The sequence below is a fragment of the Micrococcus sp. GPGPB33 genome (genome assembly GCF_037853785.1).
Lineage (GTDB): Bacteria > Actinomycetota > Actinomycetes > Actinomycetales > Micrococcaceae > Micrococcus > Micrococcus luteus.
On sequence record NZ_JAQMWO010000002.1, the window covers coordinates 261,851 to 277,671 of the forward strand.

Here is a 15,821-nt window from a genome sequence, read left to right on the forward strand (position 1 = left end):
TAGGAACCGCCGGGCACGGGCGGGCGCGATTCCGCTTCCGGCGTCAGGCCGCCAGGCGCAGGTAGTCCCGCCACGCTTCGGCGGGCCGCTCCAGCTCGCGGATCCGCCACTGGGCCCCGCGCGGGCGCACCGGCTCCACCCGCAGCCGCCAGCCCAGGGCCTCGAGCGAGCGGTCCGCCTTCGCCCCGTTGCAGCGCAGGCAGCAGGCCACGAGGTTCTCCCACGAGTTCTCGCCGCCCCGCGAGCGCGGCCGCACGTGGTCCACGGTGGTGGCGTGGGCGCCGCAGTAGGCGCAGCGGTGTCCGTCCCGGCGCAGCACGCCCTTGCGGGAGACCGGGGCCGCATCCGTGTGGGGCACCCGGATGTACTGGTGCAGCAGGATCACGAGGGGTCGGCCCCACGCGCGGGTGGGGCTGCGCATCGGGTCACCGGCGTCCTCGAGCACGCTCGCCTTGCCGGTGGCCACGAGCAGCAGCGCCCGGCGGTCGGAGACGACCGAGAGGGGTTCGTAGCCGGCGTTGAGGACAAGTGTGCGCATCGGGGGCCTCGGAAGCGTGGGGACACAGGGGCGTCGTGTCTCCACGCTAGACGCGGGTGCATCGGCGCGCCGCGTGTCGCCTGCGGCGGCGGAAGAGGTTCACCGGCCCGTCACCGGGCCATCACGCCCCCGTCACGCACGACGACGGCGCGCCGCGCCTCAGCCGTCGAGACGCTCGACCCACACGTGCGCGGCCGTGGCCTCGGCCAGCTCGAGGGCCCCGCCGTCCGCGGCCGCGCCGTCCTCCGCCTCGCCCTCGACCCGGATGTACCCGGCGTCGCGGGCGGCCTCGGCACGCACCACGCGGCCGGGGGTCACGCCGGCGCCGGCCAGCTGGGCCAGCAGCTCGGGGTCGGTCTGCACGCCCTCGGCCAGCCCGCGGACGCGGAACCGGCCGGCGGTGGCGGCCTCCTCGGAGAGCCGGGCGCCCGCCAGGCCCATGTCGCGGCTCCAGTCCTCGGCGGAGGCCTGCTCGGGCCGGGGCGGGATCGGGGTGCCGTAGGGGGTCTCGGTGGGGTTCTCCAGCAGCGTGAGCAGGCGGCGCTCCACCTGGTCGCTCATCACGTGCTCCCAGCGGCAGGCCTCCTCGTGGACGAGCTCCCACTCGAGGCCGATCACGTCCGCGAGCAGGCGCTCGGCCAGGCGGTGCTTGCGCAGCACGGACACGGCCCGCTCGCGGCCCGCCACGGTCAGCTCCAGCCGACGGTCCGCGCCCACGTGCACCAGCCCGTCCCGCTCCATGCGGGCCACGGTCTGGGAGACGGTGGGGCCGGAGTGCTCCAGACGCTCGACGATGCGGGCGCGCAGCGGGGGATGCCCTCCTCCTCGAGCTCGAGGATCGTGCGCAGGTACATCTCGGTGGTGTCGATCAGATCCGTCATGGCACGTCCTCTTCCCTCGGGCTCTTCGTCCCGGACATCCTAGCGAGGCGTGAGTCACGTGGACGGCCGGTGGTCCCGGGCGCGGGAGAATGGGCGCGACCCGCGACCCCGAAGCGTCAGGAGCACGCATGACCTCCCCCGCCGAGATCACCATCCCCCAGGACCTGCTGCCGGCCGACGGCCGCTTCGGCGCCGGCCCCTCCAAGGTCCGCCCCGAGCAGCTGAGCGCGCTCCAGGACGCAGCCGGGCTGCTCGGCACGTCGCACCGTCAGAAGCCGGTCAAGGACCTGGTGGCGAGCGTCCGGTCGGGCGTCGCCGAGCTGTTCTCGGCGCCGGAGGGCTACGAGGTGATCCTCGGCGTCGGCGGCTCCACCGCGTTCTGGGACGCGGCCGCCTTCAGCCTGGTCCGCGAGCGCGCCCAGCATCTGAGCTTCGGCGAGTTCGGCTCGAAGTTCGCCAAGGCCACCGACCAGGCGCCGTTCCTGGCGCCGTCGGACATCCGCACCTCCGAGCCGGGCACCCGCCCCGAGCCGGAGGCCGTGGCCGGGGTCGACGTGTACGCGTGGCCGCACAACGAGACCTCCACCGGCGTGATGGCGCCCGTCGTCCGCCCCGCGGGCATCGACGAGGACGCCCTGGTCGTCGTCGACGCCACCTCGGCCGCGGGCGGCCTGCCGGTGGACGTGTCCGAGGCGGACGTGTACTACTTCGCGCCGCAGAAGAACTTCGCGTCCGACGGCGGTCTGTGGCTCGCGCTGTTCTCCCCGCGGGCCCTGGCGCGGGTCGCGGAGATCAAGGAGTCCGGCCGCTGGATCCCGGCGTTCCTGGACCTGGCCACGGCCGTGGAGAACTCCCTCAAGGACCAGACCTACAACACGCCCGCGCTGGCCACGCTCGTCATGCTGGACGCGCAGCTGCGCTGGATGAACGGTCAGGGCGGGCTGGACGCGATGACCGCCCGCACCGCCGACTCCTCCTCGCGCGTGTACGCGTGGGCCGAGGCGTCGTCGTTCGCCACGCCGTTTGTGGCCCGGTCCGAGGACCGCTCCGCCGTGGTCTGCACCGTCGACTTCTCCGACGACGTCGACGCGGCGGCGGTCGCCCAGGCCCTGCGCGCGAACGGCGTGGTGGACGTGGAGCCCTACCGCAAGCTCGGCCGGAACCAGCTGCGGATCGCGACCTTCGCCGCGACCGAGCCCGAGGACGTCGCGGCGCTGCTGCGCTGCATCGACCACGTGGTCGAGCGCCTGGCCTGAGCCGCCGGGGTGCGCCGGCTCAGCCGCGGTCGGCCGCCGCGGGCTCGGGGGCCGTCTGGGCGGCGTCGTCCGGCGCGGTCTCGGGCGCCGGGGCGCCGGGCACGCGGCCCTCGGCCACGGCCTTCAGCCGCTCGCGCTCCTCCTCGTTCACGCGCTCGGCGTACGGCACCCACGGGGGTGCCACGAGCGCGCCCTCCCCCGCCATGAGGCCGGTCTCGCACACGGTGACCTGCTTGGCACGCGGGGCCCGGGCGATCGTCACGTACCAGAGCCAGCCCGCGTAGCCGGGCATGCGGCACGCGAAGCGGTGCGTCAGGAGGCGGTCGTCGTCCACGAGCACGTCCACGTGCTCCCCCACCTCGTCCGGGGCGGCCAGCCCATCCAGCCCCGCGCGGGCGGCATCCACGGCGGCGGCGAGCAGCTCGTCGCGGCGCGGGGCCCGGCGACGCGCGGGCGGCAGGGCCGTCCTCTCCTCGGCGGGCGTGGGCTCGGCGTCGGGGCTCCGGTGGTCGACACGCGGGGCGTCGTCGTGGGTGGTCATGGCTCAGGCCTCCAGGTCGTCGGCGACACGACGCAGCACCTGCGCCATCTTCTGCGCCTGGGCGCGCTGGGGGTAGCGGCCGCGGCGCAGGCCGTTGGATGTCTGGTCCAGCCACGTGATGAGGTCCTCCATGAGGACGGCCATCTCGGTGGCGCCGGGTCGGTGGTTGCGGACCACCGAGGGCGCGGCGTCGAGCACGCGCAGCGAGAGCGCCTGCTTGCCGCGGCGGCCCTCGGCCACGCCGAACTCCACGCGGGTGCCTCCGCGCAGCTCGGTCACCCCGGCCGGCAGGGCCGAGGCGGGCACGTGGACCTCCTCGCCCTCGTCCGTCTGGGCGAACCCGAAGCCCTTGGTCGAGTCGTAGAACTTGATGCGTCCGGTGGGCATGTGCGTCACCTGCTCCTCGTCATGTGGGTCCACCGCGTCGGGCCGGCGCCGCAGGGGCGGCCGTGCTCTCGTCTCGGGTCGGCGGGGTCCGGCACCGGCGTGGCGGTGCGCCGCGGCATCGGTGGGACCAGCCTGGCCGTGCGCCCGGAGGGGACGGCGGAGGACGTGGTCGTCAATGACCTCCCAGGATAGCCCGACTAGAGTGGCGGGCATGCCTCGGACCTCCACCCTCCCCACCCCCGCGCCCGCCGACCACCGGGGCGGTCGCGGCGTCGTCCTGGTGCTGGGCGTGGCCGTGACGGCGGTGTCCGCTCTGGCCCTGGTGGCCCTGCTGGTCGCGTACTTCCTGGCGTGGCCGGCGTCCCCGGCGCTGTTCGCGCTCGCGCTGTTCGGCCTGCCCGTCGGCTTCGGCCTGATGCTGCTGCACGTGGTGCTGGGCGCCGTCCGGCGCTCGCGCCCCTGAACCGCCGGGCCCACGACGCCCCGCGACATCCAGCGCCCTTTCAGGGTGTTCCCAGGTCAGAGCGGTTGACTGGCCCCATGCAGCATCAGAACCCCGAAGCACGCCTCCTGGTGGTGGACGACGAGCCCAACATCCGCGAGCTGCTCTCCACATCCCTGCGCTACGCCGGCTTCGAGGTCACGGCCGCGGCCAACGGCCGGGAGGCCCTGGACGCCGCCGAGGAGTTCCAGCCGGACCTGGCCGTGCTGGACGTGATGCTCCCGGACATGGACGGATTCACCGTGACCCGCCGCCTGCGCTCCGCCGGCCGTCACTTCCCCGTCGTGTTCCTCACCGCGCGGGACGGCACCGAGGACAAGATCACCGGCCTGACGGTCGGCGGCGACGACTACGTGACCAAGCCGTTCTCCCTCGACGAGGTGGTCGCCCGCATCCGCGCCGTGCTGCGCCGCACCGCCTCCCTCGACGACGACGCGGCGGTGCTGCGCGTGGACGACCTCGAGCTCGACGACGACGCGCACGAGGTCCGCCGCGGCGGCGAGGTCGTGGAGCTCTCCCCCACCGAGTTCAAGCTGCTGCGCTATCTCATGATGAACCCGAACCGGGTGCTCTCGAAGGCCCAGATCCTGGACCACGTGTGGGAGTACGACTTCAACGGGGACGCCTCGATCGTCGAGTCCTACATCTCCTACCTGCGCCGCAAGATCGACGTCGGCGGCCGCGAGAAGATGATCCACACCAAGCGCGGCGTCGGCTACATGCTCCGCACCGCGGACAAGCGCTGACGTGCGTGCGCGGCTCGACGCCGCGGCGGCCCACGTCCGCCATCCGCGCGCCTGGCTGAGGGGCACGTGGCAGGGGCAGTCCCTGCGCACCAAGCTGGTCGTGATGATCGCGGCGCTCATGCTGGCCCTGGTCGCCGTCACCGCCCTGGCGACCGCGGCGCTGTTCCGCCAGGAGGCGGTGCGCCAGCTGGACGAGGACATGGCCGCCAACCGGGACACCGTCTCGATGTACCTGGCCAACGTCGCCCAGACCGGCGAGTACTACATGCCGCAGCTGCCCATCCTGCGCTTCTACGGCGTCGTGTGGGACAACGAGGGCGCGCGGGTCGTCCAGACCCCGGTGACGCCGGACGCGGACGAGCCGGCCCTCCCGGACATCACCCCGGCCGAGGCCCGCGAGCGCGGCTCCGCCTCCTTCGAGGTGCCCGGCACACAGGAGGACTCGAGCGGCTGGCGCGTGCAGCTGTACGGGCTGAGCAGCGGCGACGGCACCATGGCCGTGGCCCTGCCCCTGCAGAGCGTGACCTCCTCCGTCGAACGCGTCACCTCGATCGTCGTGACCATCGGCCTGCTCGCGACGGCGGGCACCGTGATCGTGGCCAACCTGGCGGTCCAGCGCGCGTTCCGCACCCTGAACCGCGTGGAGCGCACCGCCGCCAAGATCGCCGCCGGCGACCTGAGCCAGCGCGTGGAGAGCGCGGCGCCCGACACCGAGGTGGGCCGGCTCTCCCGCTCCCTCAACGCGATGCTCGCGCACATCGAGTCCGCGTTCCGGGACAAGGAGATCTCCGAGGACAAGATGCGCCGCTTCGTGCAGGACGCCTCCCACGAGCTGCGCACCCCCTGGTCACCATCCGCGGATTCTCCGAGCTGTACCGGCACGGCGGGCTGCGCGAGGAGGAGGACGTCGCCGCCGCCATGCAGCGCATCGAGTCCGAGGCCACCCGCATGACCCGCCTCGTGGAGGACCTGCTCACCCTGGCCCGCCTCGACGAGCAGCGCCCCCTCGAGCACGCCCCGGTGGACCTGCTCATCCTCGCGATGGACTCCATGATGGACGCGTCCGTGAACGCCCCGGACCGCAGGGTCACCCTCGTGGGCCCCGACGACGACCGGGCGGCCCCGGCGCCCATCCTCGGCGACGAGAACCGGATGCGCCAGGTGGTGGTGAACCTCATGGCCAACGCTCTGCGCTACACCCCCGCCGGCACCCCCATCGAGATCGCGGTCGGCACCGTCGACCACCTCGGCGGCCAGGCCGGGGCCGACGGCGCGGGCCGCAGCTCCGTGATCGAGATCCGTGACCACGGGCCGGGCGTGTCCGAGGAGGACCGCGCCCGCATCTTCGAGCGCTTCTACCGCGCGGACACCTCCCGGCACCGCGAGACGGGCGGCACGGGGCTCGGCCTGGCCATCGTCGCGGCGATCGTGGCCCAGCACGGCGGCTCCGTCCGGCTGCTTGAGACGGAGGGCGGCGGTGCCACCTTCTCCGTCCACCTGCCGTGGGCGCCGTTCGAGGACGAGGCGGACGAGGACTTCGAGGACGAGTGCCCGCCCGCACGGGACACCGACGACGACGCGGCCGGTCCGCCCACCGGCCCCCTCGCCCTGACCGCGCCGTCGGGCGCCGGCGCCAGCGCCGCGGACGCCGCCCGGAGCAGCCGCCTGCTGCGGGCGGCGGAGCGGTTCCGTCGCGCCTCGGCCGAGCGCCGCCGTCGGGCGTCTGCTCCTGCACAGGCGCCTCAGACCGCCGCCCCGTCCCCAGGCGAGGACGACCCAGCAGCGGAGCGGGACGCCCGTCCCTAGCGTGGTGCCCGGCGGCACCCGCCGCCCATCAGGACTCACCAGAGGGGATAGTCACATGAGCATCGTGCAGATCGACGTCGAGGACCTGCGGGCCAAGAGCGGGGCGGTGGAGGGCTCCATCGGCCGCCTCCAGGCGGAGGTGAGCACCATGGAGGCCAACCTGCGCCAGCTGCAGGACACCTGGCGCGGCCAGGCGGCCGCGAACTTCCAGGGCGTGCTCACCGAGTGGCGCGCCACCCAGCAGCGCGTGGAGGAGTCCCTGGCGGGCATCCGCCGCGCGATGGACGCCGCCGCCACCCAGTACCAGGACGCGGAGACCGCCAACGCCGCGATGTTCCGGTTCTGAGCGCCCGGCGCGGACCGGGGTGCGGCCGGCCGGCCGCGCCCCCGGTCCGCGCTTCCTAGAGTGGGGGCATGACCGTCCTGATCGACCCACCCGCGTGGCCCGCCCACGGCACCGTGTTCTCCCACCTCGTCTCCGACGCCTCCCTCGAGGAGCTCCACGCGTTCGCGCGGGCGGCGGGGCTCTCGGAGCGGGCCTTCGACCGGGACCACTACGACGTGCCCGCGCACCGACGTGCCGAGCTCGTGGCCCGCGGGGCGGTGCCCGTCAGCGGACGGGAGCTGGTGCGCCGCCTCGCCGCCTCGGGGCTGCGCGTGCCCGCCCGGAGCCGCGCCGAGAAGCGGGACGTGGTCCTCGCCCGGCGCTGGGCGCGGCTGTTCGAGGGCACGGCGGCGAGCCCAGATGCGGTGACGACGGCGGGTCGCGACCTGCTGGCCCGCTGGACGGAGCCGCATCGGCACTACCACGACCCGGCCCACCTGCTCGCGGTGCTCGAGTCCGTGGACCTGCTCGAGCGGGCGGGGGCGGAGACCGGACCGGATCCGCGTGCGGTCCGCCTGGCCGCGTGGTTCCACGACGCCGTCTACGCCGGGGACCCCACCGCGCCCGCCGGCCAGGACGAGGCGGACTCGGCCGCCCTGGCCCGGGACGTGCTCACCGATCCGCGGCTGGCCGTGCCGGCCGACGTCGTCGACGAGGTGGCACGCCTGGTGCTGCTCACCGCCGCCCACGACCCGGCCCCGCACGACGCGGCCGGGGCGGTGTTCTCGGACGCGGACCTCGAGGTCCTCGGCCGCTCCCCCGAGGCCTACGCCCGCTACGTGGCCGCGGTGCGGCGGGACTACGCGCACGTGTCCGACGCGGACTGGGCCCGCGGTCGCGGCGCGGTGCTGGACGCCCTGCTGGGCGCCGAGCGGCTGTATCGGACCGCGCCCGGCCGAGCGCGCTGGGAGGCCGCCGCCCGCCGCAATCTGGCGGCGGAACGAGCCGCGCTGTCGGCCTGAGCGGGGCGCCTCGGTGCTGGCCCGGAACGCGGCGAGGCCCGCCTCCCCGGACGGGGAGACGGGCCTCGCAGGCTGGGCGTCCGAACGGGTCGGGCCGGCTCAGCGGCTGATCACATCATGCCGCCCATGCCGCCCATCGGGTCCATGCCCTCGGCGCCGGCGGCGGCCTTCTCGGGCTTGTCCGCGACGACGGCCTCGGTGGTCAGGAACAGGCCCGCGATGGACGCGGCGTTCTGCAGGGCCGAGCGGGTCACCTTCACCGGGTCGTTGATGCCGGCGGCCAGCAGGTCCTCGTACTCGCCGGTGGCGGCGTTCAGGCCGTGGCCGTCGTCGAGGGTCTTGACCTTGTCCGCCACGACGCCGGGCTCCAGGCCCGCGTTGAAGGCGATCTGCTTCAGCGGGGCCTCGATGGCGACCTTGACGATGTTCGCGCCGGTGGCCTCGTCGCCCTCGAGCTGCAGGCCGCCGAACGCCTTGGCGCCGGCCTGGATCAGGGCCACGCCGCCGCCGGCGACGATGCCCTCCTCCACCGCGGCCTTGGCGTTGCGCACGGCGTCCTCGATGCGGTGCTTGCGCTCCTTGAGCTCCACCTCGGTGGCCGCGCCGGCCTTGATGACGGCCACGCCGCCGGCCAGCTTGGCGAGGCGCTCCTGCAGCTTCTCGCGGTCGTAGTCCGAGTCGGTGTTCTCGATCTCGGAGCGGATCTGTGCCACGCGGCCGGCGATCTGCTCGGCGTCGCCGCCACCCTCCACGATGGTGGTCTCGTCCTTGGTGATGACCACCTTGCGGGCGGAGCCCAGCAGGTCGAGGGTGGCGTTCTCCAGGGACAGGCCCACCTCGGAGGAGATGACCTGGCCGCCGGTGAGGATGGCGATGTCGGCGAGCATGGCCTTGCGGCGGTCACCGAAGCCCGGGGCCTTCACGGCCACGGACTTGAAGGTGCCGCGGATCTTGTTGACCACGAGGGTGGCCAGGGCCTCGCCCTCGACGTCCTCGGCGATGATCAGCAGCGGCTTGCCCGACTGCATGACCTTCTCGAGGATCGCCACCATGTCCTTCACGGAGGAGATCTTCGAGTTGACGATGAGGATGTAGGGATCCTCGAGGACGGCCTCCTGGCGGTCCGCGTCGGTCACGAAGTAACCGGAGATGTAGCCCTTGTCGAAGCGCATGCCCTCGGTGAGCTCGAGCTCGAGCTCGAGGCCGAAGGTGTTGGACTCCTCGACGGTGATGACGCCCTCCTTGCCGACCTTGTCCAGGGCCTCGGCGATGAGGGAGCCGATCTGCTTGTCCGCGGCGGAGATCGAGGCGGTGGCCGCGATCTGGTCCTTGGTCTCGATCTCGCGGGAGGCGGAGAGCAGCTCAGAGGTGACGGCCTCCACGGCCTTCTCGATGCCGCGCTTCAGGGACAGCGGGTCGGCGCCCGCGGCCACGTTGCGCAGGCCCTCGCGGACCAGCGCCTGGGCCAGCACGGTGGCGGTGGTGGTGCCGTCGCCGGCGACGTCGTCGGTCTTCTTGGCGACCTCCTTGACGAGCTCCGCGCCGATCTTCTCGTACGGGTCCTCGAGCTCGATCTCCTTGGCGATGGAGACGCCGTCGTTGGTGATGGTGGGGGCGCCCCACTTCTTCTCCAGCACCACGTTGCGGCCGCGGGGGCCGAGGGTCACCTTCACGGCGTCGGCCAGGGTGTTCAGGCCCTTCTCCAGGCCGCGGCGGGCCTCTTCGTCGAATGCGATGGTCTTGGCCATGTGCAGGTCCTTTCTGGACGTCGGCTTCCTACTTCTGGTGGCTGACCCGCGCCGATGCCCGCGACGGACGGCCCCTGGGGGCCTCATCGGTGGACAGGTCCTCCTCCACGGCGCCGGACCGACCGGGGTACGGCTGGCAGTCGCGCCTTCGGAGTGCTAACCCCATTATGAGCACTCGCACCGGGAGAGTGCAAAGGGTCCGCGGTGCGGGAGCCCGCTCTTCCGCGGACGGCGGACGGCCCCCGGCAGAACGCCTCGGGAGGCGCCCCGCCGGGGGGCCGGGAAGGGTGCGCGTCCGGCACGGCCGCACGGCGGGCGGGTCAGCCGGTGACGACCACCGCGACGCCGTTCACCTGCAGGTTCGGGGTCTGCATGACCGGGAAGCCGAGCTCCTTGCCGACCGCCTCGGCGGCGGCCTTGTTGGCCGAGCCGTTGTACAGGACGGTGGAGGACTGGATGCCGTAGCCGCTCCAGTTCTTCGCGTCCACCGAGGTGTAGCCGGCGCTCGTGAGCCGCTGCGCGTAGGAGGCGGCGAGGCCCTGGGTACGGGTCGCGTTGTACACGGTGACGTGGGTGCCGCGCACGGCCGCGGACTGCGCGGCCGCACGAGAGCTCGACGCGGCCGCGGACTGCGAGCGCGAGGCGTCCGCCGCGGCGGCCGAACGGGACGCGGCGGCGCGCGAGGACTCCGCCGCCTGGGCGGCCGAACGGGACGCGGCGGCGCGCGAGGACTCCGCCGCCTGGGCGGCCGAACGGGACGCGGCGGCGCGCGAGGACTCCGCCGCCTGGGCGGCCGCCGCCGACCGAGACGCCTCTGCGGACTGCGCGGCGGCCTCGGAACGCGAGGCCTCCGCCGCCTGTGCCGCGGCGGCGGCACGGGACGACTCGGCGGCCTCGGCGGCCTCGGCGGCGGCTCGGGAGGACTCGGCGGCCTCGGCGGCGGCCGCCTCCTGCGCCGCCCGCGAGGACTCGGCCGCGGCCGCGGAACGGGACGCCTCCGCCGTGTCCTCGGACGGGGTGGCGGACTCGGTCGCGGATGCAGTCGACGCCGACGCGGAGGACGCCGAGGAGGACTCGGACGACGTCGACGGCGACGGCGACGGCTCGACCGCCGGGGCCGTCGTCGAGCTCTCGGCGGCGACGGGCTCGGAGCGGTCGCCGGTGAGCCACGGCAGGACGACGCCCACGAACAGGCCGGCGAGCAGGACGAGGCCGGCCACCCAGAGCAGCGGGCTCAGGCGGCGACCCCCGCCCGCGGCGGTCGCGCCGGCAGCGGCGAAGGACTCGCGGTGCGCGCCGCGCTGGTCCGTGTACTCGGGGACCTCGTCGAAGCGGTCGGGCTGGTAGGCCATGGGTCAGTTCTCCTGGCGGGAAGCGGGCGTGGACGGCGCCGGATCCGCGGGTCCCCTCCGGGCCCGGCTGCGGGTGCCGCGCTTGCGCAGCAGCCGCGTGACCAGCAGGGGTCGGTAGGCCAGGGCGGCCTCACGGTCCAGCAATCCGTTCAACACCTGATAATAGGCGGTCGGAGACAGCCCCAGACGCTCTCGGACGGCGTGGTCCTTGGCCCCGCCGTACCGCCAGGTGGCGGCCTCCAGGTCCAGGACCGCACGCTCCAGGTCCGTCAGCTCGTCCCGCCGTGGCCGCGCGTCGGCACCCTCGTCCGGGGCCGGATCGGGCGAGACGGGCGTGGGGTGGGACATGGCGGCCACTGTACCCACCCGGTCTACCCTCGGGGCATGGAGTTCATCGCGCCCCTGGATCCGGGCTGGGAGGCGGCCCTCGCCCCGCAGGCCGCCGCGTTCGAGCAGGTCGGCGAGCGGCTGCGGGCCCGCCGGGCGGCCGGAGAGCAGGTACTGCCGGCGCCGGAGCACATCCTGCGGGCGTTCCGTCAGCCGTTCGCGGACGTCCGCGTCCTCGTGCTGGGCCAGGACCCCTACCCGACGCCGGGCCATCCGATCGGCCTGAGCTTCGCGGTGGACCGCCACGTGCGGCCGCTGCCCCGCTCCCTGGCCAACATCCACCGGGAGCTGCACGACGACCTCGGCATCGCCCCGCCTGCCCACGGCGACCTCTCCGCGTGGACGGACCAGGGCGTGCTGCTGCTGAACCGCGCCCTCAGCGTGCGGGCCGGCGCACCCGGCAGCCACCGCGGCCTCGGCTGGGAGCAGATCACGGAGGCCGCGGTGCGGGCCCTCTGCGCGCGCGGCACCCCGCTCGTGGGGCTGCTGTGGGGAGCCGACGCGCGGCGCATGGCGCCGCTGCTGACGGCGGCGGGGGCCGGCGTCGTGGAGTCCCCGCATCCCTCGCCCCTGAGCGCCCACCGCGGGTTCTTCGGCTCCCGGCCGTTCAGCCGGGTGAACCGGCTCCTCGAGGCGGCCGGCGCGGAGCCGGTGGACTGGCGCCTGCCCGACTGAGCCGGGCCGCCGGTCAGCCGCGCTGGTGCATCACGAGCTCGGTGGGCAGCAGCGTGCCCATCCGGTCGGTGATCGGCTTGGCCAGGGTGTTGCCGAAGGCGACGCCGGCCGCGATCGCCACGACGATGACCGCGGCGTTGAAGAGTCCCTCGACGCCCAGCAGCGTGGCCCCGGTCTCCACGGTGAACCCGTAGACGGACCGGAACATGGTGAGTCCGGGAAGCAGGAACAGCATGGACGGCAGGACGATCACGAGCGCCGGGGCCGCGAGCCGCTGGGCCACCAGGCGGCCGAGGAACCCGACCGCCGCCGCGGCGACCGCGGGCACCAGCCGGTCGCTGACCCCGATCTGCTGCGCTGCCAGGTACGCGCCGAAGCCGGCCCCGGACACGAGACCGCAGGCCAGGATCTGGGGCCACCGCGACTGCTCCACCACCGCGTCCGCCATGCCCGCGGCCATCACGAGGCCCAGCAGCAGCAGCGGCGGATAGCTCAGCGTCCCCGCCTCGGCCAGGTCCAGCTGTTCGAATCCCACGAGATCCCCGATGCCCACGGCGATCATGATCCCGGCCATCACGCCGGCGAACACGAGCAGCGCGGAGAGGAAGCGGCCCGCGGCGGTCACCGGGAAGCCGTGGATGGCGTCCTGCACCGCGGTGACGAACCTCGCCGTGGGCAGGAGCATCATGATGCCGCCGGCGATCACCAGCGCCGGGTTGACCGGCAGGTCGAGGGCGTGGGCCATCAGCGCGATCACCGTGGCCGTGATCGCCCCGAACATCGTGGAGAAGATCTCCGGGAAGCGCGCCTTGTCCGCCTGGACCTTGAGCCAGAAGACCAGCCAGGTGGAGACCATGCCCAGGGCCGCGCCCGTCCAGGTCCCGCCGATGAACGGCACGAAGCAGGCCACGAACACGCCGGAGAAGAGGACCTCGAAGACGGCGGGGAACGGCTTGGGCTGATGCCGGATCTCCACGAGCCGGCGCTGGGCCTCGGCCCGGTCCACCTCGCCCGCGGCGATCTCCTCGACGAGCCGGTGGACGGCCACGAGCCCCTCGAAGTTCACCGAGGACGAGCGGACCACCCGCTGGAGGGTGAACGGGGCCTCGCCGCGTGAGGAGTCGGGCGCGTAGTTCAGGGAGATGGACTGGTTGGTCAGGTCCACCTCGGTCTCGAGGATCCCGTAGGCCTGCGTGGCCACGATGATCGAGGTCTCCACGTCCAGCGAGGCCGCGCCGAAGCTGAACATCGTCTCGCCCAGCTTGAGCGCGAAGTCCAGGGTCGTGCGGGCCTCAAGGGCCTGCGCCTCCGCGCGGCGCTGCTGCAGCGTGGAGCGCATGCGGCGCCCGTACGGCGAGGAGTGAAGGCGGTCGGCCAGCACGAGCGCCTGCGTCGGCAGGTTCTCGACGAAGACCTCGCGGGAGCGCCGGCCGCGCCGACGCCCGCGCTTCTCGGCCGGGCCCACGGGGACCACCGGGTCCGGGACGGTGACGTCCGGCTCGGGGATCATCTCCGGGGCGGGCAGGGCGCCGTCGGCCTCCGCGGGCGCCAGGACGGAGGTGGGCACCTGCTCGGACAGCGGCGGCTCGGTCAGGGGCGCGTCCGCGGCCGGTTCCGGCAGCGTCTCCGCCTCCGGCTCTGCCGGCTCCTCCGGCTCCGGCTCCGGCTCCGGGACCGGATCGGCGGCGGCGGGGCGGACCACGGGCGGCAGCGGCTCCGTCGGCTCGACGGCGACCGCGGCCGGGTGGGCGGACTCCGCCGGGTCAAGGTCGAGCAGGCCGGGGTCCTCCGGGTCGAGTGCGAGGTCGCCGGCAGCCGCGGCATCCTCGGCGCCGGCCGGGCGCAGCACGGGGATGAGCGTGGGGACGGCCGGGGGCTCCGCGATGCGGGGGTCGAACCGCGCCGGCTCCTGGGTGCCCTCCTGCTCCATGCGGCTCACCCTCTCCTTCCGTGTGCGGGCGCTGGACGCGCCACGGCGGTGGGCCGAGCCCCGCCGACGCGTCCATCCAACCACGCCGGCACCTCCCCCGCCGGGGCCGTCGGCACCGCGGCCCGGGGACGCGAAAGGGCCCTCCCGGAGGAGGGCCCTGCTGCGGTGGATCTTACTGGACTCGAACCAGCGACCTCTCGCGTGTGAAGCGAACGCTCTAACCAACTGAGCTAAAGATCCGGGCGTCGCCCCATGGGGGTGACAACTCGAAAAACGATACCTCAGGCGGCGCCGCCTGTCCACCCGGGCGACGGCCACCCCGCGCACGGCGGAGCGGCCATCGAGAGCCGACGAGCACGTCAGGCGTCGGTCAGCGTGGCGCCGGGCTCGAAACCGCCCTGGGCGACCAACGAGGTCCCGGCGCCCGGGGCGGGCTCCGGTCAGGAGCTGCCACCGAGGGAGGAGACCGCCCTGGCGGCGTCCGCCAGGCCGGCGCCGCAGCCCGCGGAGCAGGACACGGGCATGGACCGGGCCGTGGACCTGAGGGTGGACTCGACCTGGGCCGGGGTGAGGCTCGGCCGCTCGGCCAGCAGCAGGGCGGCCAGGCCCGCGACGTGCGGGGTGGCCATCGAGGTGCCGTTGTAGGCGGCGTGGCCGGCCGTCGTCGGGGTGGTGGCGCCGTTGTTCACGGTCGAGATGATGTTCGCGCCCGGGGCGGTCACGTCCACGGCGGAGCCGTAGTTCGAGAACGAGGCGCGGGCGCCCTGCGAGGTGGAGGCGGCCACCACGATGGTGTTCCGGCAGTTGGCCGGGCGCACGTTGGCGGCGGGCTGGTTCTCGTTGCCCGCCGCCACGACGACGGGCACGCCGCGGGAGACGGCCGCGTTGATCGCGTTCTGGTAGGTGGTGCCGCACGTGCCGGAGCCGCCGAGGGACATGTTGATGACGTCCGCCGGGTTCGGGTTGGCCGGCACGCCCGCCACGGTGCCGCCGGCGGCCCACACGACCGCGTCGGCGATGTCGGACAGCGAACCGCCGCACTTGCCGAGCACGCGGATGGGCTGGATCTTCGCGTTCGGGGCCACGCCGACGACGCCCCGGGAGTCGGCCACGGCCGCGACGGTGCCCGCCACGTGGGTGCCGTGCCACGAGGAGTCGGAGGCACCGGCGGTGCCGCACTCGCCGGCGGCGTACCAGTCGCCCTCGTCGCGCGGATTGGAGTCGCGGCCGCCGCCGTCACGTGCCGCCGCGCTGTTGGAGATGAAGTCGTAGCCGGGCACCACGTTGCGGTCGAGATCCGGGTGGGAGGTGATGCCGGTGTCGATGACGGCCACGGTCGCACCGGAGCCCGTCGTGCGGTCCCACGCCCCCGGGACCCGCATGCCGTGGGTGCCGGTGAAGCCCCACTGCTGCGAGTAGAGGGCGTCCACGGGGCTCAGGCCGGTGGCGGTGAGGATGGCGTCCGGCTCCACGGCCTCGACCGCCCCGGAGGCCTTCAGGTCGGCCATGAACTTCGCGGACTCGGCCTGATCCAGCTTGCGGTCCGCCTTGACCACGCGGGAGCCGAGCGCGGTCTCACGCAGCTCCTTCACGGAGACGCCGGCCTCCTTCGCGGCCTTGCCCCAGGCGTTGGCTCGGCCCTTCGCGTGGGCGTTGGCGGCGGTCTCCTTGTAGGTGACGATGAAGGAGTCGTAGCCGTCGGCGTTCGGGTCCTCCACCTGCGCC

At 74.2% G+C, this 15,821-nt stretch carries 16 protein-coding genes, 1 tRNA gene and 1 pseudogene; 8 read left to right on the forward strand and 10 right to left on the reverse strand.

The features are described from left to right. Positions 1-43 precede the first annotated feature (43 nt). Positions 44-538, reverse strand: coding sequence for an HNH endonuclease (locus tag POD19_RS01255; protein ID WP_020628346.1), 495 nt, complete (start codon positions 536-538; stop codon positions 44-46). A gap of 159 nt (positions 539-697) precedes the next feature. Beyond that, a pseudogene (locus POD19_RS01260) lies at positions 698-1,419 on the reverse strand (metal-dependent transcriptional regulator). A gap of 128 nt (positions 1,420-1,547) precedes the next feature. Between POD19_RS01260 and serC the strand changes: the two are divergent. Further along, positions 1,548-2,675, forward strand: a complete 1,128-nt coding sequence (serC, locus tag POD19_RS01265) for a phosphoserine transaminase (RefSeq protein ID WP_020628348.1) — start codon at positions 1,548-1,550, stop codon at positions 2,673-2,675. Positions 2,676-2,694: 19 nt separating this feature from the next. On the opposite strand, the gene POD19_RS01270 is transcribed toward serC, so the two are convergent. Together POD19_RS01270 and POD19_RS01275 are read right to left on the reverse strand one after the other, a co-directional pair. After that, positions 2,695-3,216 (reverse strand): DUF3027 domain-containing protein, encoded by a 522-nt coding sequence (locus tag POD19_RS01270; RefSeq protein ID WP_020628349.1) that lies wholly within the window; start codon positions 3,214-3,216, stop codon positions 2,695-2,697. Positions 3,217-3,219: 3 nt separating this feature from the next. After that, positions 3,220-3,603, reverse strand: a complete 384-nt coding sequence (locus POD19_RS01275; RefSeq protein ID WP_020628350.1) for a cold-shock protein — start codon at positions 3,601-3,603, stop codon at positions 3,220-3,222. Positions 3,604-3,814: 211 nt separating this feature from the next. On the opposite strand from POD19_RS01275, the gene POD19_RS01280 reads away from it, so the two are divergent. The 6 genes from POD19_RS01280 to POD19_RS01305 all read left to right on the forward strand — a co-directional run bounded on the left by POD19_RS01280 (position 3,815) and on the right by POD19_RS01305 (position 8,004). Then, positions 3,815-4,066: a hypothetical protein gene (locus POD19_RS01280; protein ID WP_020628352.1), complete on the forward strand. Its 252-nt coding sequence runs from the start codon at positions 3,815-3,817 to the stop codon at positions 4,064-4,066. 77 nt (positions 4,067-4,143) lie between these two features. After that, on the forward strand, positions 4,144-4,851 hold the full coding sequence (locus POD19_RS01285; RefSeq protein WP_020628353.1) for a response regulator transcription factor: 708 nt from the start codon (positions 4,144-4,146) through the stop codon (positions 4,849-4,851). Between the two features lies 1 nt (position 4,852). After that, positions 4,853-5,803, forward strand: a complete 951-nt coding sequence (locus POD19_RS01290; RefSeq protein ID WP_340309272.1) for a HAMP domain-containing protein — start codon at positions 4,853-4,855, stop codon at positions 5,801-5,803. After that, the gene (locus tag POD19_RS01295) at positions 5,740-6,657 is read left to right on the forward strand and encodes a sensor histidine kinase (protein ID WP_340309496.1); all 918 of its coding nucleotides are present in this window, start codon (positions 5,740-5,742) and stop codon (positions 6,655-6,657) included. Before POD19_RS01290 ends, POD19_RS01295 begins: the two co-directional genes overlap by 64 nt. Positions 6,658-6,712: 55 nt before the next feature. Further along, complete coding sequence (locus POD19_RS01300) at positions 6,713-7,003, forward strand: WXG100 family type VII secretion target (RefSeq protein ID WP_010079419.1); 291 nt, start codon at positions 6,713-6,715, stop codon at positions 7,001-7,003. Between the two features lie 68 nt (positions 7,004-7,071). Continuing rightward, complete coding sequence (locus POD19_RS01305) at positions 7,072-8,004, forward strand: DUF4031 domain-containing protein (protein ID WP_041103081.1); 933 nt, start codon at positions 7,072-7,074, stop codon at positions 8,002-8,004. A gap of 110 nt (positions 8,005-8,114) precedes the next feature. On the opposite strand, the gene groL is transcribed toward POD19_RS01305, so the two are convergent. The 3 genes from groL to POD19_RS01320 form a co-directional block, all read right to left on the reverse strand. Then, positions 8,115-9,752 carry a chaperonin GroEL gene (gene groL / locus POD19_RS01310; RefSeq protein ID WP_340309273.1) on the reverse strand — a complete coding sequence of 546 codons (1,638 nt, stop codon included), beginning with the start codon at positions 9,750-9,752 and terminating at the stop codon, positions 8,115-8,117. Between the two features lie 320 nt (positions 9,753-10,072). Beyond that, positions 10,073-11,104, reverse strand: coding sequence for a LytR C-terminal domain-containing protein (locus tag POD19_RS01315; protein ID WP_136940008.1), 1,032 nt, complete (start codon positions 11,102-11,104; stop codon positions 10,073-10,075). Positions 11,105-11,107: 3 nt separating this feature from the next. Beyond that, positions 11,108-11,452 (reverse strand): DUF3263 domain-containing protein, encoded by a 345-nt coding sequence (locus POD19_RS01320; RefSeq protein ID WP_240756375.1) that lies wholly within the window; start codon positions 11,450-11,452, stop codon positions 11,108-11,110. A 36-nt stretch (positions 11,453-11,488) separates the two neighbouring features. Here POD19_RS01320 and POD19_RS01325 point away from each other — a divergent pair, with 36 nt between their 5' ends. Further along, complete coding sequence (locus POD19_RS01325; protein WP_136940010.1) at positions 11,489-12,166, forward strand: uracil-DNA glycosylase; 678 nt, start codon at positions 11,489-11,491, stop codon at positions 12,164-12,166. 13 nt (positions 12,167-12,179) lie between these two features. Here the strand turns inward: POD19_RS01325 and POD19_RS01330 are convergent, their stop codons facing one another. The 3 genes from POD19_RS01330 to POD19_RS01340 form a co-directional block, all read right to left on the reverse strand. Further along, positions 12,180-14,096: a threonine/serine exporter family protein gene (locus tag POD19_RS01330; RefSeq protein ID WP_136940027.1), complete on the reverse strand. Its 1,917-nt coding sequence runs from the start codon at positions 14,094-14,096 to the stop codon at positions 12,180-12,182. A gap of 166 nt (positions 14,097-14,262) precedes the next feature. After that, a tRNA-Val gene (locus POD19_RS01335) sits at positions 14,263-14,336 on the reverse strand. Positions 14,337-14,536: 200 nt separating this feature from the next. After that, entirely contained in the window at positions 14,537-15,814 is a 1,278-nt protein-coding gene (locus tag POD19_RS01340; protein ID WP_340309274.1) for a S8 family peptidase, read from the reverse strand. Between the last annotated feature and the right edge of the window lie 7 nt (positions 15,815-15,821).

Bases quoted from the DNA above. Each gene is read 5' to 3' on its own strand.
- POD19_RS01285 (WP_020628353.1), top strand. From the start codon at position 4,144: ATGCAGCATCAGAACCCCGAAGCACGCCTCCTGGTGGTGGACGACGAG.
- groL (WP_340309273.1), bottom strand. From the start codon at position 9,752: ATGGCCAAGACCATCGCATTCGACGAAGAGGCCCGCCGCGGCCTGGAG.
- serC (WP_020628348.1), top strand. From the start codon at position 1,548: ATGACCTCCCCCGCCGAGATCACCATCCCCCAGGACCTGCTGCCGGCC.
- POD19_RS01270 (WP_020628349.1), bottom strand. From the start codon at position 3,216: ATGACCACCCACGACGACGCCCCGCGTGTCGACCACCGGAGCCCCGAC.
- POD19_RS01330 (WP_136940027.1), bottom strand. From the start codon at position 14,096: ATGGAGCAGGAGGGCACCCAGGAGCCGGCGCGGTTCGACCCCCGCATC.
- POD19_RS01320 (WP_240756375.1), bottom strand. From the start codon at position 11,452: ATGTCCCACCCCACGCCCGTCTCGCCCGATCCGGCCCCGGACGAGGGT.
- POD19_RS01275 (WP_020628350.1), bottom strand. From the start codon at position 3,603: ATGCCCACCGGACGCATCAAGTTCTACGACTCGACCAAGGGCTTCGGG.
- POD19_RS01325 (WP_136940010.1), top strand. From the start codon at position 11,489: ATGGAGTTCATCGCGCCCCTGGATCCGGGCTGGGAGGCGGCCCTCGCC.
- POD19_RS01305 (WP_041103081.1), top strand. From the start codon at position 7,072: ATGACCGTCCTGATCGACCCACCCGCGTGGCCCGCCCACGGCACCGTG.
- POD19_RS01255 (WP_020628346.1), bottom strand. From the start codon at position 538: ATGCGCACACTTGTCCTCAACGCCGGCTACGAACCCCTCTCGGTCGTC.
- POD19_RS01300 (WP_010079419.1), top strand. From the start codon at position 6,713: ATGAGCATCGTGCAGATCGACGTCGAGGACCTGCGGGCCAAGAGCGGG.
- POD19_RS01280 (WP_020628352.1), top strand. From the start codon at position 3,815: ATGCCTCGGACCTCCACCCTCCCCACCCCCGCGCCCGCCGACCACCGG.
- POD19_RS01315 (WP_136940008.1), bottom strand. From the start codon at position 11,104: ATGGCCTACCAGCCCGACCGCTTCGACGAGGTCCCCGAGTACACGGAC.